Here is a 24,347-nt window from a genome sequence, read left to right as displayed (position 1 = left end):
TATGGTTATTGTGTGATTTCGCTCAATGCAACGCCTTCTCGGCGAGGATCTGCACCACCATATAATTTGCCATTTTTTACCTCAATAACATGTAAGCCGGAGTTCAAGTCTCTTAGCTGCACTTTATGCCCCTTTTCTTCGAAGAAAGTGACATACTGCTCAAGTTCAGTGCCCTTTTCCAAGGTGGTATATTTGTTACGGTTGGTAATATTTGGCAGGTTAACCGCCTGTTGTGGTGTCAATTGCCAATCAAGTACACCAATGATGGTTTGTGCTACATAATTGATAATACGACTGCCACCAGGAGAGCCGACAACTAATCGCAGGCTGCCATCTGGGTTAAATACCATCACAGGTGCCATGGAACTGCGTGGACGTTTGTTTGCTTCAACTCGGTTAGCTACCCAATGTCCGTCTTTTTTGGGGCTCAATGAGAAGTCCGTAAGCTGATTGTTTAAAAGATAACCGTTCACCATAACTGTTGAGCCAAACGCCATTTCGATTGAACTTGTCATGGATACCGCATTACCATCTTGGTCAACAATCGACACATGTGTGGTTGATGGTAGCTCATAGCCATCACTTTTCGCGTAAGCAAGTTTGCCTTTAGTTGGGTCTCCAACTACTACATTGTGGTTATCATGGTCAGTGATTAACTTGGCACGTTGTTCAAGGTAGTCGCTTTGTAGCAGAGCTTGAGTTGGCACCGAGACAAAATCAGGATCTGCCACATAGTGATTTCTATCAGCAAACGCCAAGCGAGATGCCTGAGTAAATAAATGCAAACTTGTTGGGTCGTTAGGCTGATACTGGCTAAGCTTTTTGCCTTCTAGTAATTTTAGAATTTGTAGCACAGCTACACCACCGCTGCTTGGTGGGGCCATCGAACACACTTTATGTTGATGGTAGTCAACACATATTGGATCACGCATTTTACTCTGGTATTGCGCGAGATCTGACTCACTCAGTTTGCCTGGTGCAATAGCGGATGTTTGTACTGCATCAACTAACTTTTTAGCGTTATCACCTTGGTAAAACGCAGTTATGCCCTGTAGTGCGACCTGTTTGTAAAGTGCGGCAAGTTCAGGGTTTTTCTTAACTATACCTGCCTTTAAAGGCTTTCCATTTGGGTAGAAGTACTCTTTTGCCCCAGATAGCTGCTCAAGCCCAGGGTTATAACGCTTTTCTAGTAACATGCTTAGACGAGGTGAAACAACAAAGCCTTCATCAGCTAACGCGATGGCTGGTTTAAATAATTCATTCCAAGGCAGCTTACCGTATTTATCATGCGCTTGCTTAAACGCATATAAAATACCCGGCACACCTACCGAGCGTCCACCCACTACGGCTTTGATCCATGGAACAGGCTTACCTTGTTGGTCTAAAAACAACGTATGATCAGCATTACTTGGTGCAGTTTCTCTGCCATCAAATGTGACTAGCTGATTGTTTTTCTTGTCGTAGTATAAGACGAATCCGCCGCCACCAATGCCTGACGATTGTGGTTCAACCAAAGTCAGAACGAGTTGCGTGGCAATCGCAGCATCGATAGCGCTACCGCCTTTGGCTAACATCTGCTGACCTGCTTTTGAGGCATAAGGGTTGGCAGCTGCAATCATGTATTTTTCACCAATAGCCTGCTGCTTGAGTTGAAACCCTGTTGCGGCTTCAGGTTCCCTCGTTTCTCGTTGTTCTGGTTTTGCCACCAAGTTGCTATCAGAGACACAGCCACTGAGTAACAAAACTCCAATCAACGGATAGGCATATTTCATAATATTCACTTTTATCGGTTCTCATCGTTGGCATGATAAAAGTAAAGAGGCACAATATGCAAAAAATAAAGCATAAACAACATGATTGATTTACCAATACAAAAACAATACATACTGCCACCTTTGCTACTCATTGTAATTTGCGCCTTGTTGATGTTGATAGACGCACACTCCTTGCTGGTATTTGACCGTAGTCAGGTTGAACAACAGTGGTGGAGAATCTTCACAGGTCAGTTTATGCATACCAATTGGACACACCTTGCGCTTAACGTACTAGGCGTTGTTTTTATCTGGATTTTACATGCTGAACATCGCTCTGTATCTACCTACTGTTGGCATATTATTTTTTTAGCGCTTTGGACTGGAATCGGCATTTGGCTATTTTGCCCTGATATAAGAATTTATACCGGTTTGAGTGGCCTGCTTCATGGCGTGATAGTCTGGGGCGCTTTAAAAGACATTCAAGTTGGCATGAAAACAGGAATTTTGCTGTTTGTTGGGATTTGGGCCAAATTAATATGGGAACAAATACAAGGGCCAAGTCCTGAGGTGGGTGCACTCATTGATTCTACAGTGGCGATTGACGCTCACCTTATCGGCGCAATTGGTGGGCTAGTTTTATCAGTCACTTTATTGCGTGAGCAGTTAAAAAGAACGCCGTCATCTTAACTTCAATATCATGTATCGGCGACTAAGCAACGCCGATACATCACTTGCACTTTATTCTTCGTCTTGCAAAGGTGCTCTGTAACCCGGCTTTGCCAAGATTTCTAAATAAAATGAAGGCAATTGAGCATCTACTGCGTGATCAATATGCTTGTTGATCTGCGCAACTTTAATGACATCGGCTTGCGACTCAGTCGCACCAAAGCGACAATCAAAATCCCAAAAATCTGCATCCGCTGGCAGATTTTTATTACGCTCTCTGCGAAGATATTTTTTCACTTCATATTTTATGGCATCTACCAAGCGTGCAGGTTTAAGTTTAGGATGCGTTAACGCAAAGGTTTTTCTCATGATGTTCTCAATGTCAGGATATCATCAACTGATGATGATCGAGTTTTAGGAAAGTAATACGCTATATTAGCGTATTTCATTACCACACGCGATTAAAAGCATCGCCTTTGCGTACAAAAATATCGGCTTGTTTATCTTATAAGCATCGCCTGTTCATCAAGTAAGTCGATAAAACATCGTACTTTGGGAGATAAATGTTTTTTGCTCGGATATATCGCATAAACATTGACCATAGGCTGTGGAAACTCTTCAAACAAAGATACCAACTGCCCCGTTTCAAGCGCTTCTTTAATATAAAACTCTGGTAAACGACAAACACCAAAGCCCGCCAATGCCATGCTGGCTTGCATGTTACCGTTGTTAGACTTAATCTTTTGCCGAACATTAACGACAAAGTGTTCACCATTTTTATGGGTGAAGTCCCAACGTTCTGGCACTTTGTGATTGCTATAGCAAATACAGTCATGATTTTGTAATTCTTTAGGATGATATGGCTGACCATGACATTGGATATAGCTCGGTGATGCCACCACATAGGTTGGGCAAGAAAACAGCCTTTTACAAATCAAACTGGACTCATCCAGCACTGGTGCGGCACGTACTACCAAGTCAAAGCCATCCGAGACTAAATCGATTCGCTTATCGCTGAGATCTAAGTTGAGCTTAACATTAGGATAGCGACTCAGATATTGTTCAATAACAGGCTGGATATAACTTTGACTTATCCCCACAGGACAACTTATCTTCAACTCCCCTTTTGGGTTTTCATCATGTTGAGTCAGCAAAGTAAAAGCATCTTGTGCGTCATTGACCAATTGTTCGCAGTGCGTGAAATACAATTGCCCTTCGGGTGTTAACGCAATTGAGCGTGTGGTTCTGTTAAGCAGTCTTACGCCAAGCCGCTCTTCAAGTTTATTGATCTCTTTGCTGATATGAGAGTTTGAATGACCCAAGACCTGCGCAGCGGCACCAAAGCCACCGCTTTTAACCACCTGGGTAAATATCAACACACCATCAAATATATTATTAGTCATATGGAAATAGTAATTTTACTTTCACGCTATTAATGATTATTGAAGCCTAATATATACTTGTTATCAACAAATAAATACGGCGAGTTGATGTAGATGTGGTGTTTGATGCTTCAACTCGTACACATCGTAATGATTTAGGAGAGAGTTATGAAAGTTTTAGCATTTGCAGCAAGCAGCAGCCGTCAGTCAATTAACAAACAACTGGCAACGTATGCCGCCTCATTGGTAGAGGGCGCACAGGTAGAAGTGTTGGACTTAAACGATTTTGAAATGCCAATCTACAGCTCAGATCGTGAGAACGAACAGGGTATTCCAGCTCAGGCACAAATGTTTTACAAAAAAATCGCTGAAGCTGATGCAATCATCGTGTCGTTTGCTGAACACAACGGGTCTTACACCGCCGCATATAAAAATCTGTTCGATTGGACATCGAGGATCAGCCAAAAGGTATACCAAGATACGCCAATGGTACTACTGGCAACATCACCAGGTCCCGGTGGCGCAAAAAGCGTGTTAGGCAGCGCAACAGGGTCTGCACCATTTTTCGCGATGGACGTAAAAGCGAGTATGTCAGTACCCAGTTTTTATGATGTGTTTGACTCAGAAAAAGGCGAACTGACTGATGAAACACTTAAACAACAACTCAAAGAATCGGTATTTTCTTTGCAATCATAAGAAATAATCAGAGCCAAACACATTGTTTGGCTCTTGACAAAAATTATTGCTCTCAAAAACGCATATTTTCACACTTTGTTACCCTTCTTACTATTGATTAGTGACGCAAACTCCCCCATTTTACGTATTAGGATTTCGATGCTGCATCGTTTGCAGAATTTATATTTTTTCACTGAGGTGACTATGAAACGCGTTGTGTTATTTCTACTAACTAACCTAGCTGTAATGCTAGTGTTAGGTGTGGTTTTATCTGTATTAATGTCTGTACTTGGGATCTCCAGCAGAAGTTATAGCGGTATCATGCTCATTGCACTGGTATTTGGTTTTGGTGGTTCATTCATTTCGTTGTTTATGTCAAAGTGGATTGCCAAAAAATCAACCGGTGCCATGGTTATTGAACAGGCTCGTAACGAAACGGAACATTGGTTATTGCAAACCGTTGCTCGTCAAGCAAAACAAGCTAATATCAAAATGCCGGAAGTGGCTATTTATGACAGCCCCGAAATGAATGCATTTGCCACTGGCCCAAGTAAGAACAATAGCTTAGTAGCCGTCAGTACGGGGTTGCTTCACAACATGAGCCAAGACGAAGCCGAAGCGGTGCTTGCGCACGAGGTATCACACGTAGCCAATGGCGACATGGTAACGCTTACCCTTATCCAAGGTGTGGTCAATACCTTTGTTATTTTCTTGGCCAAGGTACTTGCAGGTATCGTTGATAACTTCTTCCGTGGTGAAGATGAAGAAGGCACCGGCTGGGCATACTTTGTGTTTGACCTAATTTTCCAAATGCTATTTGGTATTTTGGCCTCTATCGTCGTCGCCTACTTTAGCCGTAAACGCGAGTTTGCAGCGGATAAAGGCGCAGCTGATTTAGTTGGCGCACATAAGATGCGCGCAGCGCTTGAGCGTTTAAAGCACAATCATGAGTCACAACTTGAGGGGTCGATGATGGCATTCGGTATTGCTTCTGGTAAAAGCATTGCCGACTTCTTTGCCTCTCACCCACCGCTTGAGCAGCGTATTCAAGCGTTGAGATAATTTATTACTAGCCCAAAAAAGCGCCCCTCGGGGCGCTTTTTTATTGATTCAAACATCATGGTTTAAGGTAAACAACTCGCTTTGGTAAAGAAGTACCGCACTTCATAATCTTCACAGGTGGTGTTGCTGCTACTGCCGCCATTGCTTGAGTTCCAGCAGGCAAAACCAGATCCATTGTTGACTAGGTTTTGCCCTGTTAGGCTTGAGTCTAGTTTGGTATCAACGACACGGGCGACAATTGCAGCGATATCCGACGACTCACAACTTGCTGAAATGTTGCCTGATGATTTATGGCCATTGAATAGCTCGTTGTCACCACTTTGAGGGTCATCTCTATCTAACCAATCAGTGGCATATAACCCGCCATTAACCAATGAGTTTTCGATTTTGTAAATGCCGATTGAGTTAAGTTCACTACCCTCAGAACCGTGAAATGCAAATATTTGCTGCGATGACGTTGAAGAATAAGTTGTACAACTACCCGTTGTCGCGCCACCAGAGATTGCGCTCCCAGTACTTGAGGTAAACTTCAAGAAATAGACCGTATCGTAACCGTATTTTGCATCTTCTTTACAGATTTTGATGTCCTTTAAATACTGACCACTGCTTGCATCGAATGTCAGCGCATTGCCCCAACTGCCGCCGCTACCACCATAGGTAACGCATAATTCAGAGGTACCGACGCTTGCGTGACTCACACTTTGCGTGGTTTCGTAACACGCCTTAAAGCCATCAATACGACTGCCAGAGCGGATCTGCACAGAGCTTAAGTTAAACGAACCGCCAACTAACGCTTTGCGCTTAAGTAGACCTATATCGTCAAATGAATCCCCTTTACTCACAGAGCCAACCGTGCTCTTTTCTACAAATTTCCAATCTATGTATTCTTTTGAATTAGACAGCCAAAAATCGTCAAAGGCGTTGTAGTAATTCACCCAATGATCATTGCTGCTAGTTCCAATTTCAGCCAACAACTGCACCTGTTCATACGCATTAAACGGCATGCCGAAGGTATAACTTCCCCCTAGGCTCTTACAGTATTCAAAACCCATATGCCATGTGCCCTTAGTAGCTGAAAGCTGCCAATTTCTGTCTTTGTCTACACAGGCGTGATATTGGAATGTTGTACAGGCTTTGTCGGCAATAGTCTGATCATCTTCTAAGCTGGCACAATCGCCCGTACCATTAGGACGATTTGATTTCCAGGACCAAATGTAATCCTCAATTTGCACTTCATTAGCGCCATAGCCACTCGCTGCGCTGGTGTTATTTGCTTCAACCAATGCAAGCTCAAGTATTTGCGAGCCCTTTTTACCCCACTTGTTTAGCACGTTACTGCCAGTTTTGCTTGAACTTGGGCCGTCTGTATTGAGCTGAGTGGCATCATCGATGACCACGGTCATGTTTTTAGCGTTATAGTGAGCCGTTTGATCATTACTCACACATTCATCGTTACCGTTTTGGCAAAATGGCTGGTTACTTTGTAAGTTACCGTTTGCGTCAAAGGCATCGACCCCGATAAAGACTGTGTTCCAAAATTTCGAGTAGTTGCCTGAGCTGTGATAGGCACAGAGATCACTTTTATCCCTTGGAGTTTGAACAACCGCAACTAATTGCTTACCCGCAGCTAGAATGTCGCGCTTAGTCAAATGCGATACAGGCAATGAAGCACAGCTTTTATCGGCATAGCCCCAATCTTCTGGCAGCAATAAGTAGTCTCCCACATCATTTTGGAGTCGCTCACCAATCTTGTTGTGCCAGTTATTGTGGTCATTGTGTTTATACGCCTCAATTTTAAGGAGCACCACTTCGTCGGGGTTATCTTGCAAAAAGTCTTTTATATCATCTAGCCCTTCAGACAGCTTTGCGTGAAAGCTTGAACACAGCGCTTTGTTTTCCAACGAGTTATGGCACAACATGGGGGTTGAATCAAAAGTCCCTTCTGGATAAATATCAAACTCCATCACGCGAATGCCGCGTTTAAGCAGACTCTTGGGTGAATAGTATTGATTTACGTCTGTGTAGGTGCCCTTGCTCCAAGAATAGGATGCATAAGCGTTATGCGCACCCGCCCAGAGTGTTTTTGAAAAAGGTGCAAAGTTGTCAATTTGCCCTTGTAAATCTAAGCGTGTGACTTTGTCATCGTCGGTATCTATTGCTGCGTGTACAACGGGTATAACAGCGGAAACAATTAATCCCCCTGCCAATATCAGCGCTAGTTTACGTACTTTACTAATGTGATTCATGATGAAATTCCTCTCCTTTTACGGTTTGATGTTGGTCCTTAAGCTGAATGTATTATTCAGTACCAGCAACCTGAGGAAAATGTAGGAGTCAAAAGTGCAAGCAATGTGGACATGTAAATTACGACAATCTTGCATATAGCAACAATACCAACCAGCATAATAGGCCCTAGATTTATAGGTCCCAAAGAAAAAGTAGCCATTTATCAGAGAGTAACAGGCAGCAGCAATCACCCTTTGTTGCTACAATCGGTATATGAATTATTTTATAAAGTTCATTGGTTGTAATTCTGTGTAATGCCGCCAGTTATCCGTTTTGCTGGATTTGGTGAAAAAAAAGCTGACCAAGATCAGCTTTTCTGATATCTACTCACCGGAGTATATCTGTTCATCAGTGGTTAAACGTTTACTAATAAAAACCGTAAATAATAATAGCAAGCTTGAAAACCACAGGCAGGCTTCAAGGCCATATACTTGATAAATTGCGCCAGAGAGCACAGTGCCGAGCAATCTCCCCATCGCATTGGCCATATAGTAAAAGCCAACGTCCAATGATACGCCGTCGCTGTCAGCAAACTTAACGATTAGATAGCTGTGAAGCGAAGAGTTAATCGCAAATACGCCGCCAAAACACAGCAGGCCAAGTACAATCACCCAAGTTGCAGCAAGTTGTTGATAAAGCGCAATAGCGATCAATACGGGTATGACTGTTAACAGCGCAGCCCAAAAAGTGAGTTGTCTAGCAGGTGCTTGCAGGTTACGGGTAATTTTTGGCGCATTGGCCTGAACTATCCCGTAAAAAATAATCCAAAGCGCCATAAAGCTGCCAATCAGTGTGTGATCCCACCCAAGCGTTGAGCTTAAAAACACAGGTAGTGCTACAACAAACCAAACGTCTCTAGAGGCAAATAAGCATAAACGTGCCGCTGAGAGAATGTTGATCTGTCGGCTCTTTGAAAACAATTCACTAAATTTAGGCTTGAACTTTTTCTTTCCCAAGTCTTGTTTCAGCAATACAAGAGAGCTTATCCAAGCAACAAGGAGTAACGATGCCATCGCCCAAAGCGCACCAGCAAAGCCAAATGCACCAAGCAGCACACCGCCCATAAAAAAGCCAACACCCTTTAGCGCATTCTTTGAACCGGTCAGACGAGCGACCCATTTATACAAGGTACTATCAGCATCTTCTGGCACCAGTAATTTGATCGCGCTCTTGGCACTCATTTTATTGAGATCTTTAGCAATACCCGATAGCGCTTGTGCCGCCATGACATAAGCGACGCTGAGCCATTGTGGATTCACCGCTAACATAATCAGCGCTAAAATTTGCAGTGATAGGCCAAGATTCATGGTTTTGTTGAGCCCAAGTCGAGCGCCCAACCAACCACCAACTAGGTTAGTTACCACACCAAACAGTTCGTAGAACAAAAACAACATGGCAATGCTTAACGGGCTATACCCCAATTGATGAAAGTACAGCACAACCAGCATTCTAAGTGCACCATCAGTGAGGGTGAAGGCCCAATAGTTACCCGTGATAACTAGATACTGTTTAATTTCGCTTGAAAGTTTATTCAGCAACATAGCCGTTACGCAAAGCGCTCCGCGACGACATATCGTACCAAATCGGCAGTACGGTTTGCATAGCCCCACTCATTGTCATACCACAGGTACATTTTTACTTGTGTTCCGTTTACCACCATAGTGGATGGCGCATCAACAATAACGCTTCGCGGGTCAGTGCGATAGTCAATTGACACCAATGGGCGGGTTTCAAAGCCTAAAATGCCTTGCAAATCACCTTCAGCGGCTTCTTTCATCCAACCGTTGATTTCTTCAATGGTAGTCGCGCGGCTTAGTTCGAACACACAATCTGTAATGGACGCATTAGCCAAAGGTACGCGGATTGCGTGACCATTTAGTTTACCTTTTAACTCTGGAAAAATATGTGTGATAGCGGTTGCAGAACCTGTGGTTGTTGGAATTAGGCTCATGCCACATGCGCGTGCTCGACGTAAGTCTTTGTGTGGTGCATCCAAGATGGTTTGAGTATTGGTAATATCATGAATGGTCGTCATAGAGCCATGTTCTATACCGATTTTGTCTTGTAGCACCTTAACAACGGGTGCTAAGCAATTGGTGGTGCAAGATGCAGCCGTTACTATATCATGCTCAGCTTTATTATAATCTTGATGGTTAACGCCATAAACTACGTTGAGCACACCGTCTTCTTTTACCGGAGCGGTCACAACAACCTGTTTTACGCCTTGCTCTAAGTATGCCTGAAGCACTGCTTTGGTTTTCATTTTACCAGATGCTTCTATCACCAAATCGCATGTTGACCAGTCGGTTTGAGCAATGTCTTTGTTATGAGACACACTAATCTTGTGACCGTCGAAAATCATACACTTGTCATCAGCATCTACCTCAAAATTCCAACGGCCATGAACAGAGTCAAAATTCATTAAATGCGCCAACGTGGGTGCATCGCCTGCAGGGTCATTGATGTGCACAATCTCGATGTTGTTACTTGCGTACAACGCGCGCATGGTAAGGCGGCCCATACGACCGAACCCATTTATTCCAACTTTGATAGTCATTGCTGTGTTCCTTTTTTAATTGTTACAACATGAGGCCACGCGTTCAGGGCGCGAACCCATACCGTTAAGCTTGTCTGTCGCTGTTTGTAAAAATGTTTGGTTATGCTCGTAAGTTTGGGTGATGATGTTTTTAACCCAATCTTCGAGGTGTTCATTAATGCGATAGTAAACCCATTGTTTGTGTTTACGGTCAGTTAAAATCCCTACCTTTTTTAACTGTGCAAGGTGGCGAGAGATTTTTGGCTGGCTCAGCTCAAGTGCAGCCATTAATTCGCATACACATAGCTCTTGCTCCTGTTCAATTAGCAGCAGGCATTGCAATCGTGTGCTATCAGCAAGCGCTTTGTAAAATGTTAATAGATCCATTCAGGCCCCCATCGAATATATGGTAAATCATATATTCGAAATTCCATATATTCAATATTTAGTTATGAAATCGAATGTCATTGCCATTAGCCCTACAGTTGTCATACTAACGTTTACATCATCAAAACAAACAGGAAATAACATGAATAACAATGAGCCCAGCGTTGAGGTGAATTTTGATGGTCTAGTTGGACCTACGCATAACTACGCCGGACTGTCATACGGCAACGTCGCATCGCTTAATAATGCTGATGCCATTTCCAATCCTAAACAGGCGGCGCTGCAAGGCCTTGCGAAAATGAAAGCGATGCATGACATGGGCTTAAAGCAAGGTATTTTTGCCCCTCATGCTAGGCCCGACATAGATGCACTGAGAAGACTTGGATTCAGCGGAAATGATAAGCAGGTACTCAACAAAGCCGCTAAAGAATCCCCTATTCTACTTAGAAGCGTCTATTCAGCTTCTTCTATGTGGACAGCCAATGCGGCTACCGTTTCGCCTTCAAAAGATACTGTAGATGGTAAAGTGCATTTTACGAGTGCGAATTTGAATAATAAATTTCACCGTTCTTTAGAGCCAACGACCACCACCAACCTACTAAAAGCGATGTTTACAAATAATGCTTTTTTTACCCATCATAGCCATTTACCAGAACAACCATTTTTTGGTGACGAAGGTGCTGCAAACCACACTAGGTTATGTGATAACCATAGCGATAAGGGTTTGGAGGTTTTTGTTTATGGCGCAAGCAGCTTAAATAATAGTGCGAAAGGGCCAGTAAAATATCCAGCTCGTCAAACGCTCGAAGCCAGTGAGGCTATTGCACGCTTGCACGGTATAAAAGACAGTCACGCATTGTTTATACAACAAAACCCCGATGTTATTGACCAAGGTGTATTTCATAATGATGTGATTGCTGTGGGTAATGAAAACGTATTGCTTTGCCATGAGCAAGCCTTTATCAATCAAGTGCAATCAATAAAGCAAATTAAACACGCTTACCTCGGCGAAAAACCACTACACATAATCGAAGTGCCAACAAATGAGGTCAGCGTTCAAGACGCCGTAGGCAGCTATCTATTTAACAGCCAATTAGTTACGCTACCCGATGGTTCAATGATGCTGGTTGCACCTGAAGAATGTAAAAACAATACCAGTGTTAGCCGCTACATAGAACGTATGCTCAGCGAGAGTAACCCTGTAAATACCGTAAAGTTTTTTGACTTAAGACAAAGCATGCAAAATGGTGGCGGCCCTGCTTGTTTGCGTTTACGTGTTGCTTTAACACAGGATGAGCTAAACGCTGTTAATCCACAGGTAATAATGAGCGATGAAAAATTTGCTGCGCTTATCACTTGGGTGGATAGACACTATCGAGATAAGCTAAGCGATGCTGATTTAGCGGACCCTCAGCTTTTACAAGAAAGCCATGCTGCGTTGGATGAACTGACCAAAATTCTTGCCCTTGGTAGCGTCTATCAATTTCAGCGTTAAGCCAAGAGTAGTATTTAGAAAAAAGCCCAGCTAGGCTGGGCTTCACAACTCAGGGAAAATAATAACTAAACACTTTGCTTTCACAAAGCGATTCGCTTCATTTGGTTAACAACAATCAGCATTATATTTTGGTTATTCAAACCATTTCATTTTAGCGACTATTGCTAACCTTGAAACGAATCACTACAGTACACTGTATATTGTATACAATCAATATTTAATTGGTGATATTTTGCACTTCTTTAACGGGGTTGCTGCGCCAATGCGTAGCCATGTTTAGTTGTGTAGGCTCTAAAGAGCAGCATCAATACACACGCTAGCAGTGCAATCAGCGCAAACATTCCCCACATCAATTCGGGTTTTTGTGCTTTCAGGGCCAGTTCGCTATAACTCCAACCAGATAAAAACCCAGCGAACAAAAAGCCCAGCGCCATAGACACAAAATAATACCCCATGTACAGAGCGCTTTGCTCTTTTGGTGCGATAAAGGCCACGTATTCTTGACTCTTAGGAGAGGTAAACATCTCCCCCATTGCTATTAGCAGAATAACAATAGTAACAACCAGCCCACTTATCATCGTTCCGCCTTGGCCTAATAACAAAAATGCACAGGCAATGATCACAAGGCCCACCGCCAGAATTGAGACTGGTTTAAAGCGTTGGCAGAAGTAACTAACCGCGATTTGTAGTATCACAATGGCAGCAAAGTCTAAATTGATAAGATATTCAGGGTTTATTTGTCTATACGTTAAAAGGGTTTCGGTTAACTCGTTTAACTGAGCGCTCGTTAAATTACTTTGTGTTGCAGCCAAGGTTTGTAACTGTCTGACTATATCACTCAGTTGCTCTATCGGAACATTGACCTTCAAGTGAACCCATTCGAGACGTAGCGCGGCAATATCTACATTTTCTACTGTTGATAGGCTGTTAAACAACTCATTAAGCGCGTCTTTTAATGCTGGCTGATCGACATATGCAAAAAACTCCACGGCGCCACTGCCAAAGATACCAATAAACGCCACTAAATCGCGGGTGTCTACAAAATCGCGAATAAATAACGGCAAGGTGTAAAATAGCTGATTATACACCGTCCAAAATAACGATAAGATCAGCAAATAGACGGTGAATTTACCGTTACTAACAACTATTTTTTGTTGCCACCAACGAGAGGTATTTTGCTTTGCAGCCTTGTGCCAGACGAAATTGAATACCAACCAAACTGATATACCAACAAAGCTTTGCGTATAACTCAGCCAGCCAACACCTGCGGCCATTAACAGTGCGATGGCAACAAACATTAATAGCGCAAAACGGCTGTTGCCAAGCACTGTTTGGGCCTCTCTAAGTACCTGCTTCAAACTGCTTGATGAGTTATTTAAGGTGTCTGGGTCTCGGTAGAAGAGCAGCACTGGAATAAAATTAATGGCTATCCAAAACGCCGACATCATAAACACTGCATCCCAGCTAATGGCACGCATCGCTCCTGCGATCAAAGGCCCAAGGAAGCCGCCAATATTGACCATGGTATAAAAGATACCAAAGCCAAGCCCTCTATTTTGATCGTTGGTACTGTGGGCTATGGTACCCACCACTATAGGCTTAAAACAGGCCGCTCCGAATGCGACAAAGCCCATAACGATAAAAAACAAGCTGAACGATGTCACTTGCCCTAACAAAAAATAACTTGGCGTCATAATACAAAACGACAAAATAAACATACGCCGATAGCCAAACTTATCACCCAGCGCTCCAGTAAGAACCGGCAATAGATATAAGAAGAACGGAATAATACCTTGAATCGCACCACGCTCAGTATCTGAAAAGCCCACACCACCTTGGCTGACTGGGGTTGTCATATAAATAGACGATACCGCAAAAAAACCATACCAGGCTAAGCGTTCAAATATCTCCATTAAATTTGCAACATAAAAAAGGGAGCCAAACCCTTTGTGCTGCCCTGTATTGTTATTTTTCATTTTGATTATCGCGCCTCAAAAAGTTAAAGTATATTTTATACAATATACTTTAACCACAATAATGAGAAGATAAAATGCGAACGATATTGTTATTTTGCGCGTTAATCCTTACTGGATGCGCACAGACCCACTCTCCTTCAGAGCCTAAACACAACACTGTTAATCTCGATAGTTTAGATGTCGATATCACCGTAGTTGGCCGAACCAGTACACTCAACCACATTGATATTGCATTTTTGGGTAAAACCATCCCCAACACTTATAGCAACGGAAAAATAACAAATAGTCGTGGTTATAACTGGTGGGCGAGCAAGCACTTTGCTTTAAAAAGCGACTTACCAGAGGACAAAGTAAGGCTTTATTTAGAGTTACTGGAAATGTCGTATCCACACTACGTGGAACTGTTTTCAATGGCACCTGACAATATTGACAAGCAACGTATAGCGGTTGTTTATGGCAGCTCACGCACACGTGTGCAAGAGGCCATGCTAGACGATGGCTTTTTACGCGGAGTACACGACAATGCAGGTGGCGAAACCATGTTTTACAATCGGGCTGGATATAATTTTCCAAGCCACAGACAGCACCACCAAAGATATATCGTGATACATGAAACCATGCACGCGTTTCACATGGCTTTAAATGGTCACTCTACTTGGGCACCCAACTGGATAACTGAGGGGCTTGCCGACTCTATCGCCAGCCATGTTTACGACCCAGAGAAAAAACAGCTAACTGTGATGGTATTTGACCGAGCGCCAATGAACTATATTACCACTGGACTTGAGCAATACGCACAAGGAGACTCGCCAACGATAGAACAGATTAACGATGATCCGGCTTTAAAGCGCGGTCTGAACTTCTTTATTATTCATTTTTTGATGAACGACCCAATGCGTCAGCTGCAGTTTAAACGTTATCTAAAAGAGCTAATGCAGCTCAACCCACATTCAGATCAAACGCTCCCCGTAGCGAATAAGCTACTTAAAACCGTGTTTAGTGACTGGCAACAGCTTGAACATGAGTTTGCCCAGTTTGTCGCAAGTATTAAACCTACTTTCGATATCGTGTCTGGGCCTTGGGAGCAAAATGGTAATGCTTATTGGCTTCGCAGTGATAATGCCAACGCTTTGCATCAACTGAACATCTTCCCTTCTCCAACTACTGTTCACCCCGTCATGGACTTTCCAAAACCAACGCTACCTGATCCATTAAAAAATAATGACTGGGACTTGGCAGCTAAAATTGACTTTGAGCCAGCTCAACTTCAAAGGGGAGAAATCGGTATATCTCTTTACGGTGGTGGTTTTGTCGCTGCACTAACCCTTATTGATGGAAACCGTTTTAAACTAGAATTAGCAGACTCACAGCAAACCCAAGAGCTTGCGCTCACTCCACAGCTTCGTAAAGGCATTATGACAGGCTCTCACCTAGTAATTGGTGTAAAGCAATACGCAGAGCAACTTTTCATCAAGCTCGATACACAATCGCAGTCACAAACTATGGTTTTTGCACTCCCTGACGGTTCTTCTATGAATACCAACGAGATGAGTTTGTTGGGTAAAGGTATGAATCATAAATTGACTCCATACATCAAAGCACATACTTTCACTTTACCTAAGTTGGCGGCTGATAATGCAAATCCATGGTATTTCAGTGACGCAGATGACCTGCTTGAGCTTGTGATGCAGTGTGCTCAATTTAAAACCATACTTAACGATTGCGATAAAACTCTTAAAAATATGGTTTCGCAACTAGCTGACAGGCAGCAGCACCAACAACTCAAAACACAGCTACACAATTTATCTGCAATCTGGAGTGCTAAGTTACCTAAAAAAATGCCAACCCATTCACCCTCGTCAGTTGTGGGCAAAAGCTTTGATGGCGTTTATCTTAACGTGAGTAATAACAACACATTGACGATTAATATTACTGGTCCATACTCCGGTAACACACAAGGCATGCTAGATGTTTCATTCTATTCCTTTCAAGAAACTACACATAGTCAACAACTATGGTCAGAGAAAATTGACATTGCACCATATGAAACAAAACTATGGCAGCCAAATATCAAAAATCTAAGCAAATTAACACAGGGAATATTACTTATAAGTGCCATTATGGAAGTAGATGGAGAGCCAATTAGACTACAAAAGTCTATTGTTCTATAACGTATCTATAATGTTGAGTCCACGCTCTGTGGATTCAACATTCCCTCTTGCATTTCCAGCACAGTTGAGTCAGTTTATATTGCGTGTAAAAATCTAGGCTCAACAGCCTTAGCTCTAGCACCAGTTAATATAACTTCGAGTGAATATTAACACCAAAATCACAACAACATAACATTAAAAAGCGTATGAAATTTGCTTTTTCATACCTAATTTAAAAAGGATCTTTATGAAATTAAAATTAATTCTGTTAGCGCTTGCTACCAGCACCTCTACACTCGCAGCAAATATTGAAGTTAATGACAGTGGTTACCAATCGAGCTCCTTCTGTTTAAACAATCAACTATATAATGGCGTTCCAAAATACTGTGGCGCAACAGGGACATACAGCTATAAGCACATTCCTGTTGCTGTCGAAAAAAACAACACGCACTTTGAAGTTTATTCAGCAAATGAAGGCGGTAATTTAGTCACCTATATAATTAAGAACTACAATACACGCGTAAAAGTGCATACTGAAGAAAACTGGGATGACCCACACACTAATGCTGTAGTAGACATCGATCATAACGGTTATGTTTACGTGCAGTTATCTTCTCGCGGACTATCTCACAAGTTCCGTAGCGGACATTTATATAAATCAACAACGCCCTACGGTACTGACTTTGTAAAACTAAAAGGTACCCCTTCTCATGGCAGTTTTAATCAATCATATCCGCAACTCCACTTAAGCAATACGTCTAAAAGACTTGCAATATTTTCACGTTATGAATACGTTGGGCAAAAATCGGTTCGTACTCTTTGGGTAGATAATAACGGCTCTGAAATTAAGCTAGCACAGGGCGGACACTATGCCGTAAGTGACACCAATGATGATGGTGCACTCTATGTAGCCTATAACTACCATCCAGGCTATAACTTAGACAGACGTTCCAACATTCACGTTATCAAATCTTACACTTGGAACCCATCCGTTTGGTATAACATTAAGGGTGAAAAACTAACCTTGCCACTGGCAGAGAATGACCCCCGTACATTGGTATACGATTCCGAAGCCAAAGGCACCTATATCTACATGAAAGATATTGTTGTTGAAGAAAGCGGCACCGGCGGTGGCGTGCATGTACTGTTTACTGAGAGTACTTCTTATGATCCAACACAGGGAGTAAGATTTACCAAGGATCTTGATATCCAAAGGCATGACAATATAAAACTCACTTCTATCACACAGGTAAATCACAACTACTCCGCTGCAACTTATATCACCGATAGATTCGCTTGGACGGTAAAAGGGGTCTTGGTTAACGGTAATAATGAAAAGCCATATTTTGGTGGCGATATTAACTACTACTCTCTTTCTAATGGCGCTTGGAAATACGATAGCACTGTTAGAGGCAACTACGCGTACATTAGAAAAGTTAGGGGGGCAAACTATAAAGCGGTCGCATCAAAAGGCAGCGTAGACATTCCAAATGATAATACCCAAGTAAGAATAGAAATCAAATAAAGCTAATATTGTGGAAGTATCACCTACTATCCACAACATATCAAAAAAGCCCTACGTTTCAAGTAGGGCTTTTACTGTCAGAGCATTGTTATCTTTTCGATTTAGAATTCATAACGAACCGTAAGCTGGGCACTTCTAGGTGCTTGATACTCTTCAACCAGACGGTAATTTGGATTATCTATCCCCTGCTCTAGCTCAGCTTCATCATAGTAGGATGTAGGCGTTGCCAAGTTAAACACATTGAATATGGTTGCTGAAATCAGTAAATCTCCGCCTGCAAGCTGCGTGTTGTAGCTTGCACTTAGGTCAAGGTTGTAAATCCACTTACTATGACCATGCGAGCCACGTGGTGAAGGTTCTCCATTATAGTAAAAATCCGTACCACGTATGTCTGTACAGTCAGTGACTGCATTCGGGTTGAACTGCGTTTGCTCATCATCTAGCCACATAGGCTCAGAACACGAACCTACACCTTGTGGATGGTAGCCAAATTTATTGATAGGTCTGCCCTGTTGCGCTTGTGCATTAAAGCCAATGGCGAATTCGTCGTTAATTTCGTATGAACCGAACACTTTGATTTTATGTGGAATGTCATTGGATGTACGACCATAGCTATGATCGGTAAGCTCAGGTGCATCGTAAGAGCCAGACCAACCTGGATCTGCTTGTGAATGCGAACCACTGACTAAACCTTCCGTTGAACCTTCGTTTTTAGACCAAGTGTAAGAGGCATTTATCGTAAAGCCATCCCAGACTTGCCCTTTTGCTGTGAACTCCAAAGCATGGTACTTTCGCTCAGCTTTTGGTAGGCCGAGGTAATCAGCATCCCACTGCACATATTCATCATCAGCAACGACGCCATCTTGGTTTTTATCGTATGCAAGTTTTACGGGATTGCCCGGGTTGATAACCAAAGCCAGCCAACTTACGTTGGTATTGAGGCCTAGGTTTTGTAATACCGCCAACTGCTCTGGGTTTTCTCGACCCCACTTTTCAACCAAGGCAAAACGTAAATTGGTATCCTCAATCGAGGATTTAAGATCGCGATGAATATAGCGCACACCAAGCACCCAATCATCGTTTAGCTCATGTTGAACACCCAAAACAAACTCATCACTGTACATAGGCTCGAGATCTTTATCTACGTATGTAGACACTGGTTGAGCCAGCTCACCGTCACTGTTCACTTCTACGGCAAACAGATCACCCACTCGATTAGGCGTGTTATTTTCCTCGTTGAAGGTCCCATCGAACAAACCATAGCCGGTAATGTTCACCTCAGGTAACGTCATACGAGCACTGGTGTTAGGTGAAATAGGCATATAGTAGCGACCGTAGTTGGCAAACAACTTAGTCGCACCATCTGCGAATAGGTCATAGTTAAGACCTAATCTTGGTGCCCACTGGTTTTCCATTGAAACATATTCTTCATTGGTGCCAGTAAAAGCGTCGAACGCACTGTTACGAACGCCTAAATTAAGGGTAAGTTGATCAGTCACCTCCCATGTATCTTCGAGATAGATTGAGCGGTAGTTTTGCTCAGTTGTACCACTCTTTTTGTATTGCTTGGTCCAAAAATATGCATCACCGACTTCTAACGGCGACGGTTGATAAGCGACCCCTTGACGATTGGCTTGGCGCTGAATGATTTGGTTAATATTCTCTATGCGAGACTCCGTCGCAACATAAATGTCGTAACGCCAGCCATCACCCGAGTACTCCGACAAGTCTGATGTTTCTACTTTTTCATGGCTGTAACCAAATGAAATAGTGTGATCACCCATCACCCAATCAAAGTCAATTCTTGCTTGAGTACGTTTATCTTCACTAATTGCGCCTTTTGACCAACCTTGCCAATCACCTCTGCGTTGCCAGCTTCCGCTACGGCTGTCCCAAACTCGGCTTAAGTGCGCTACGGGATTCGCCTCTAGAGTGTCTTGCTTAGTCACACCGTATATCGCAGAAACACTCAAATCGTCCGTAATATAACCGTTGTAGTTAGCTGTAATGACAGAGCCACCCCACTCGCTCGTTGTAGGTTCACCAAACTCACCTGTTTGATAGGACTTTTGCGTTCCAATAGGGCTGAAATGGTAATCTGCATGGTATTCATTGCGCTCCCATTCATTGTTCATGGCCGTAAATGAAACGCTATGATCTTCGGTAATGTACCAATCTACATTAGCAAGCCAAAAGTCAGCTTCATCAACACGCTGCGTTAAAGTGGTAGTGTCTGCATATCGAGTAGTAACTTCTTGTGGATTATAAAGCGCATAGAAGAACAAAGTATCTTCGATAATTGGACCACTTGCCCAGATGTTATAACGCGTATCTTTTTTTGAGTCGGCACCATTGTAGGTTTTAATGGTGTGGGGATAACCTGTTACATTACCTTCGTCATCCGTCTCAGGATGCCCGGTATCATAACCCCAAATATCGGGACTTTGACTACGTAAAAAGTTACCTGGTTGATAATCAAACTTGGCACCAAATTTAAACTCGTTATCACCCGATTTTGTAACAACATCAGTAACGCCGCCAATAAAGTTACCATATTCTGCCGGTACGCCACCTGTTACCACGTTAGTTTGAGCAATTGCTTCCCACGGGAACTCAAGATACCCCAGTCCTTTACGGATATCGGTAATGTTCAAACCATTGAGGAAGTAGCCATTTTCAGCAACAGATGCGCCGCTAAACGAAACGCCGCGACCGTAGTCCTGCTCGGGATCTGCCGCCAAAGAGGCTGCGGGTGATAATAACGCGACTGATGACAAATCTTGTGCCACTGGCAATCTGTCTAACTCAGCTGCTGTGAATGTCATTTGGGCAGTTGAGCTTTGCATATCGATATTACGAATAGCCGTACCGCTTACCTGAATAGTCTCTATATCACTGCTAAACATTGAGACATCAAACGATGCTGTACTGCCTGCAACAATTTCTAGTTGAGACTCTGAAACGTTGTGATAACCATCTTTAGTAAAGGTAACGGTGTACGACCCAATTGGTAAGCCTTTCAAGTCGAATTCACCACGCTCATTGGTCTTTGTTGTTTTTACAAAGCCTTTTGTATTGTGCTTGAGCGTCAGCTGTACATTTGCCAGTGTTTGACCACTTTGTAGTAACACACTCCCTTCAATACTTCCCGTAGTTTTGCCTTGAGCGATTGCAACTGGTGAGCTTAAACAGGCTGCTACCGCAGCGGCAATCAAACTTCGTTGCCACATTCTGTTGGTGTTTTTGTTCATTTGGATTCCCCTTGAACTTTTATTGTTATTAAAACTCACCGCTATAGTAACGCCCCATTGGAGTTAAATTCAATATACTGTATACAATATATTTGTTGTTTTTTTTATTAATAACATTAAAACAACTTCGCGTAAAATTAAGAGAGTGACCTAGGAAACATCTAGTGGATTGAAAAGGCTGCAGTTTTTTCACATAGAAAAAATGAGATAGTGAAATTAATCGTGTTTGTCGCTCAATATTATTTAGAATTATTTCTTTGTGTTTTTCAAATTTTGCATCAAATGTAGAAGCTATTGCTACAAAGTAGCAATAGCTCATCTCCTACTAGTTGGAAAGCAATAGCCTGTAATGTAGTGTGTTGGAGTCGCGATGCCCACCCTCTGAGAGGGAAAACCCCGACTTTGTTAACACCTTAATTGAACTGATATTGTCCTTCTCTACCCCAGCCCATAGCGTTGTTATACTATTTTGTTCTTTATACTGGGCGACTAAGGCTTTTAATGCTTCGCTGCCAAAGCCCCGACCCCAGTATTGTTTGGCAATAACGTAACCTACGTACGCTTCATCACCTTGCTCATGGACCACCGCCAACCCTAGTAACGCTCTATTATGGCAATGTGTAACGGTGAATAGTTGTGCATCATTTAGTTGAGTACGTAACCAATGATGCACATCTGCGAGCGTTTTTATGTTTTGCCAGCTTTGCGGCAGCGCACCGCATGTTGTGGGCTCCAATACCTGTAGAATCTTTTGTGCAAACTTATCCGGCGCTTCATCGTATTGAGGCTCTGCAAGCGCAAGTACCAGTCTTGAAGATATATATTCTTTGTCCATACTAAATACTCCTAAGCTATTTTTTTTCTTTTCTTGCGGAACGAAACGCTTGGGTCATCTCATGCCCTTTGATTGCGGGCACCGCTAAGGCTTTAAGGCCCAAACTGCCAACCATAATTAACAGTGCGGTTGCTAAAGAGTCTAACACCCACGCCACAGGCTGTGACATCACACCTAAGTAATTTGGCATATGCTGCAGACTTTCAAGCGTGTACGTAGATGTTAACGCGTGCAATAACAACGCTACCCAAAATCCAAAGCAGTATGGACAGCTCCATGAATCGTAAAGATACCTAAAAGGCCTAGGTAAATGCTCAACAATCCAATTGAACCAATTTCCCCAGTCAGGGAGTTTCTCCCAAATCAAGATATGCAATGACAAGCCTATCAGCGCTAAAGATATATTCATGCTTCCTCCTAAACATTAGCTTCAAAAAGCCGAACATCGGCCTATTCTTCGATATGGATATTATCTTTTAGCTATAACTGCTTTAGTAGCGCGCGTATTACTATATAATCGGCTTATTGTTTGTTTTTAGGTAAGCGCTATGCATTCAGATCACATTATTAGTGTGGGGCATGAGTTTTTTGAAACACTCGGTAACGAATCACATGGTTCACAAACACAGTATATTCTTAGCTTTATTACTTCAGGCAATTTAACAATGCATTATAAGGAGCCTGTAAAGTTGAGCTCTAACATGTTTACCTTGGTTCCCGCGGGGATGCCTCATGGATTAATTAGCGGTGAAAAAGTGGCAGTATGGTGGATGAGTTTTTGTCCGACTTGTATGGGCATGACAGAAAATGACCCATTGATGCAACCATTTGCACAGATAAGGACAGGCGCACTCCCAGCTTTCAAACTAAGCAAAGACCGTGCTAAATGGGTTATATCGCTGTTTCATGAGTTGCAACTTGTAGCGAATAATCTTGGCAACAACCAAATCACTCACGTTTCTAGCCTGTTGAACCTAATTCTGATTGAAGTAAACAACGCCAGCAAAGTGTTCGCGTCAAATCATACTCGCTCAGATAAGGTCACTGCTGCACTTGAATACATACATCAGCATTATGCTAAGAGCATTTCACTCAAGGATGTTGCAAAAGCGGTACATAGTAGCCCGTCTTACCTTGCAACCAAGGTTAAAGCACAAACGGGTTACTCGGTTGGTGAGTGGATTATTAAAAACCGCTTAGCTCAAGCGTGTGCAAGGCTTTTACACACAGATAAACCTGTAAACACGGTTGTTTATGAGTTAGGGTGGAATGACACGACCCATTTCATCCGCCAATTTAAAAAAGCATACGGCGTTACACCTGCATCATGGAGGAAAAGTCAGCAGAATATAATCCGGTAAATTTGGTGTTACAACGTCACTTAGATCTTCGTCTCGCTAACAATTGGTATGCTTTCCCTGAGCGAAAAAAACGATGTATGATAGCTAACGCATTTTTCACAGGTCGACCGTATACAGTTTTTAAAGAGTAAAAGTCTTTCGTTTCTTTACCTATGCCAAAGGTAAACTTATCTTGATCTGTTCCTTTGTAATATGTGCCAAACATTACATCCCAGATAGAAAACCAAAACCCAAAGTTTTTATCAAAGTGAATTGGATTATTACTATGATGTATTTGATGATTGAGAGGGCTAATAATGATCTTAGATAGATTCCCTGGCCATTGAATACGTATATGTGAGTGGGTTAATAATCCACCAAATAGGTTTATAAAAAAGGAAAAGACATTAAGCCCAAATAAGGAAAGCTCTGAGACTGGAAACGTCACAAAGTACTTAAGTAGCCCAAATACAACACCTATCAGCACAGCGTTGATAACCAAACCCACCCAATTTGAAACAGGATGAGTTCTAAATGAACTAAACGGCGTCAATACACGGGCTGAATGGTGAACCTTGTGAAACTCCCACAAAAAAGGCACCTTGTGATATAAAAAGTGCACAAAGTAACTAATAAAGTCTACGATAAGTATCACAACAAGAGAGAACAATAACGTAGCCCAAAGCGCTGCATCCGTTTGTTCTTCGAGTGTCTTACCACCAAAGGTACTCGCTAAGGACTCAGTTACCAACGTGGCGATTTCTATCGATGAAAAAATAGACGTTGGAATGATTGCCGCATATATGCAACTGTTTATAAGTCCTATTTTATAATCAACCAATGCTGATTTATGAAGCCAAACTTTGCTATTAAATATGTACCTAATTGAATCAATTAACGACTTATCTTTGTATACATACACAAAACAAAGTGCCATTGAAAACGCACCCAGCAAAAAAGGCCACTGCATAGTGGCCTCGCTCAGTTCAATTAATAGGTTATTAATAAAACGAACAACAAAATCCAT

19 protein-coding genes are annotated in these 24,347 nt (G+C 42.5%); 7 read left to right on the top strand and 12 right to left on the bottom strand.

All coding sequences use genetic code 11. The features are described from left to right. Window positions 1-5 precede the first annotated feature (5 nt). A complete protein-coding gene (gene ggt / locus L1070_RS00380; RefSeq protein WP_237124032.1) occupies window positions 6-1,772 on the bottom strand; it encodes a gamma-glutamyltransferase in 1,767 nt (588 codons plus the stop codon). Between the two features lie 81 nt (window positions 1,773-1,853). On the opposite strand from ggt, the gene rrtA reads away from it, so the two are divergent. Continuing rightward, entirely contained in the window at window positions 1,854-2,441 is a 588-nt protein-coding gene (gene rrtA, locus L1070_RS00375) for a rhombosortase (RefSeq protein WP_237124031.1), read from the top strand. A gap of 51 nt (window positions 2,442-2,492) precedes the next feature. On the opposite strand, the gene L1070_RS00370 is transcribed toward rrtA, so the two are convergent. Both L1070_RS00370 and L1070_RS00365 read right to left on the bottom strand, forming a co-directional pair. Continuing rightward, window positions 2,493-2,789: a DUF6172 family protein gene (locus L1070_RS00370; protein WP_237124030.1), complete on the bottom strand. Its 297-nt coding sequence runs from the start codon at window positions 2,787-2,789 to the stop codon at window positions 2,493-2,495. A 131-nt stretch (window positions 2,790-2,920) separates the two neighbouring features. Then, entirely contained in the window at window positions 2,921-3,823 is a 903-nt protein-coding gene (locus L1070_RS00365) for a LysR family transcriptional regulator (protein ID WP_237124029.1), read from the bottom strand. Window positions 3,824-3,970: 147 nt separating this feature from the next. Here L1070_RS00365 and L1070_RS00360 point away from each other — a divergent pair, with 147 nt between their 5' ends. Together L1070_RS00360 and htpX are read left to right on the top strand one after the other, a co-directional pair. Then, window positions 3,971-4,498 carry an NAD(P)H-dependent oxidoreductase gene (locus L1070_RS00360; protein ID WP_237124028.1) on the top strand — a complete coding sequence of 176 codons (528 nt, stop codon included), beginning with the start codon at window positions 3,971-3,973 and terminating at the stop codon, window positions 4,496-4,498. Between the two features lie 183 nt (window positions 4,499-4,681). Then, window positions 4,682-5,539, top strand: coding sequence for a protease HtpX (gene htpX, locus L1070_RS00355; RefSeq protein ID WP_237124027.1), 858 nt, complete (start codon window positions 4,682-4,684; stop codon window positions 5,537-5,539). 62 nt (window positions 5,540-5,601) lie between these two features. Here the strand turns inward: htpX and L1070_RS00350 are convergent, their stop codons facing one another. From L1070_RS00350 to L1070_RS00335, 4 genes are all read right to left on the bottom strand, one after another. Further along, a complete protein-coding gene (locus L1070_RS00350; RefSeq protein WP_237124026.1) occupies window positions 5,602-7,785 on the bottom strand; it encodes a phosphatidylinositol-specific phospholipase C domain-containing protein in 2,184 nt (727 codons plus the stop codon). A gap of 363 nt (window positions 7,786-8,148) precedes the next feature. Further along, a complete protein-coding gene (arsJ, locus tag L1070_RS00345) occupies window positions 8,149-9,366 on the bottom strand; it encodes an organoarsenical effux MFS transporter ArsJ (RefSeq protein ID WP_237124025.1) in 1,218 nt (405 codons plus the stop codon). Window positions 9,367-9,371: 5 nt separating this feature from the next. Next, window positions 9,372-10,382 (bottom strand): ArsJ-associated glyceraldehyde-3-phosphate dehydrogenase, encoded by a 1,011-nt coding sequence (locus L1070_RS00340; protein WP_237124024.1) that lies wholly within the window; start codon window positions 10,380-10,382, stop codon window positions 9,372-9,374. A 15-nt stretch (window positions 10,383-10,397) separates the two neighbouring features. Next, window positions 10,398-10,748, bottom strand: coding sequence for a metalloregulator ArsR/SmtB family transcription factor (locus L1070_RS00335; RefSeq protein WP_237124023.1), 351 nt, complete (start codon window positions 10,746-10,748; stop codon window positions 10,398-10,400). 142 nt (window positions 10,749-10,890) lie between these two features. On the opposite strand from L1070_RS00335, the gene astB reads away from it, so the two are divergent. After that, the gene (astB, locus tag L1070_RS00330) at window positions 10,891-12,243 is read left to right on the top strand and encodes an N-succinylarginine dihydrolase (RefSeq protein WP_237124022.1); all 1,353 of its coding nucleotides are present in this window, start codon (window positions 10,891-10,893) and stop codon (window positions 12,241-12,243) included. A 242-nt stretch (window positions 12,244-12,485) separates the two neighbouring features. Here astB and L1070_RS00325 read toward each other — a convergent pair whose 3' ends face one another. Further along, window positions 12,486-14,219: an MFS transporter gene (locus L1070_RS00325; RefSeq protein WP_237124021.1), complete on the bottom strand. Its 1,734-nt coding sequence runs from the start codon at window positions 14,217-14,219 to the stop codon at window positions 12,486-12,488. A gap of 74 nt (window positions 14,220-14,293) precedes the next feature. On the opposite strand from L1070_RS00325, the gene L1070_RS00320 reads away from it, so the two are divergent. Beyond that, window positions 14,294-16,390, top strand: coding sequence for a hypothetical protein (locus tag L1070_RS00320; RefSeq protein WP_237124020.1), 2,097 nt, complete (start codon window positions 14,294-14,296; stop codon window positions 16,388-16,390). Between the two features lie 226 nt (window positions 16,391-16,616). Beyond that, a complete protein-coding gene (locus L1070_RS00315) occupies window positions 16,617-17,894 on the top strand; it encodes a hypothetical protein (RefSeq protein ID WP_237124019.1) in 1,278 nt (425 codons plus the stop codon). 101 nt (window positions 17,895-17,995) lie between these two features. On the opposite strand, the gene L1070_RS00310 is transcribed toward L1070_RS00315, so the two are convergent. From L1070_RS00310 to L1070_RS00300, 3 genes are all read right to left on the bottom strand, one after another. Beyond that, window positions 17,996-21,145 carry a TonB-dependent receptor gene (locus tag L1070_RS00310; protein ID WP_237124018.1) on the bottom strand — a complete coding sequence of 1,050 codons (3,150 nt, stop codon included), beginning with the start codon at window positions 21,143-21,145 and terminating at the stop codon, window positions 17,996-17,998. 325 nt (window positions 21,146-21,470) lie between these two features. Next, the gene (locus tag L1070_RS00305; protein WP_237124017.1) at window positions 21,471-21,980 is read right to left on the bottom strand and encodes a GNAT family N-acetyltransferase; all 510 of its coding nucleotides are present in this window, start codon (window positions 21,978-21,980) and stop codon (window positions 21,471-21,473) included. 16 nt (window positions 21,981-21,996) lie between these two features. Continuing rightward, window positions 21,997-22,389: a hypothetical protein gene (locus L1070_RS00300; protein ID WP_237124016.1), complete on the bottom strand. Its 393-nt coding sequence runs from the start codon at window positions 22,387-22,389 to the stop codon at window positions 21,997-21,999. A gap of 139 nt (window positions 22,390-22,528) precedes the next feature. Here L1070_RS00300 and L1070_RS00295 point away from each other — a divergent pair, with 139 nt between their 5' ends. Then, on the top strand, window positions 22,529-23,341 hold the full coding sequence (locus L1070_RS00295) for an AraC family transcriptional regulator (RefSeq protein WP_237124015.1): 813 nt from the start codon (window positions 22,529-22,531) through the stop codon (window positions 23,339-23,341). A gap of 16 nt (window positions 23,342-23,357) precedes the next feature. Here L1070_RS00295 and L1070_RS00290 read toward each other — a convergent pair whose 3' ends face one another. Then, window positions 23,358-24,347 carry a sterol desaturase family protein gene (locus L1070_RS00290; RefSeq protein ID WP_237124014.1) on the bottom strand — a complete coding sequence of 330 codons (990 nt, stop codon included), beginning with the start codon at window positions 24,345-24,347 and terminating at the stop codon, window positions 23,358-23,360.

It is taken from the genome of Pseudoalteromonas sp. MMG022, assembly GCF_021654245.1.
Taxonomy (GTDB): Bacteria; Pseudomonadota; Gammaproteobacteria; order Enterobacterales; family Alteromonadaceae; genus Pseudoalteromonas; species Pseudoalteromonas amylolytica.
This window is presented reverse-complemented; position numbering and strand designations above follow the sequence as displayed.

Excerpts from the sequence above, each read along its gene's own strand:
- L1070_RS00360 (WP_237124028.1), top strand. The coding sequence starts at position 3,971 with ATGAAAGTTTTAGCATTTGCAGCAAGCAGCAGCCGTCAGTCAATTAAC.
- ggt (WP_237124032.1), bottom strand. The coding sequence starts at position 1,772 with ATGAAATATGCCTATCCGTTGATTGGAGTTTTGTTACTCAGTGGCTGT.
- L1070_RS00315 (WP_237124019.1), top strand. The coding sequence starts at position 16,617 with ATGAAATTAAAATTAATTCTGTTAGCGCTTGCTACCAGCACCTCTACA.
- htpX (WP_237124027.1), top strand. The coding sequence starts at position 4,682 with ATGAAACGCGTTGTGTTATTTCTACTAACTAACCTAGCTGTAATGCTA.
- L1070_RS00310 (WP_237124018.1), bottom strand. The coding sequence starts at position 21,145 with ATGAACAAAAACACCAACAGAATGTGGCAACGAAGTTTGATTGCCGCT.
- L1070_RS00365 (WP_237124029.1), bottom strand. The coding sequence starts at position 3,823 with ATGACTAATAATATATTTGATGGTGTGTTGATATTTACCCAGGTGGTT.
- L1070_RS00290 (WP_237124014.1), bottom strand. The coding sequence starts at position 24,347 with ATGGATTTTGTTGTTCGTTTTATTAATAACCTATTAATTGAACTGAGC.
- L1070_RS00335 (WP_237124023.1), bottom strand. The coding sequence starts at position 10,748 with ATGGATCTATTAACATTTTACAAAGCGCTTGCTGATAGCACACGATTG.
- L1070_RS00300 (WP_237124016.1), bottom strand. The coding sequence starts at position 22,389 with ATGAATATATCTTTAGCGCTGATAGGCTTGTCATTGCATATCTTGATT.
- astB (WP_237124022.1), top strand. The coding sequence starts at position 10,891 with ATGAATAACAATGAGCCCAGCGTTGAGGTGAATTTTGATGGTCTAGTT.
- L1070_RS00320 (WP_237124020.1), top strand. The coding sequence starts at position 14,294 with ATGCGAACGATATTGTTATTTTGCGCGTTAATCCTTACTGGATGCGCA.
- L1070_RS00350 (WP_237124026.1), bottom strand. The coding sequence starts at position 7,785 with ATGAATCACATTAGTAAAGTACGTAAACTAGCGCTGATATTGGCAGGG.
- L1070_RS00370 (WP_237124030.1), bottom strand. The coding sequence starts at position 2,789 with ATGAGAAAAACCTTTGCGTTAACGCATCCTAAACTTAAACCTGCACGC.
- L1070_RS00325 (WP_237124021.1), bottom strand. The coding sequence starts at position 14,219 with ATGAAAAATAACAATACAGGGCAGCACAAAGGGTTTGGCTCCCTTTTT.
- rrtA (WP_237124031.1), top strand. The coding sequence starts at position 1,854 with ATGATTGATTTACCAATACAAAAACAATACATACTGCCACCTTTGCTA.
- L1070_RS00340 (WP_237124024.1), bottom strand. The coding sequence starts at position 10,382 with ATGACTATCAAAGTTGGAATAAATGGGTTCGGTCGTATGGGCCGCCTT.
- L1070_RS00305 (WP_237124017.1), bottom strand. The coding sequence starts at position 21,980 with ATGGACAAAGAATATATATCTTCAAGACTGGTACTTGCGCTTGCAGAG.
- arsJ (WP_237124025.1), bottom strand. The coding sequence starts at position 9,366 with ATGTTGCTGAATAAACTTTCAAGCGAAATTAAACAGTATCTAGTTATC.
- L1070_RS00295 (WP_237124015.1), top strand. The coding sequence starts at position 22,529 with ATGCATTCAGATCACATTATTAGTGTGGGGCATGAGTTTTTTGAAACA.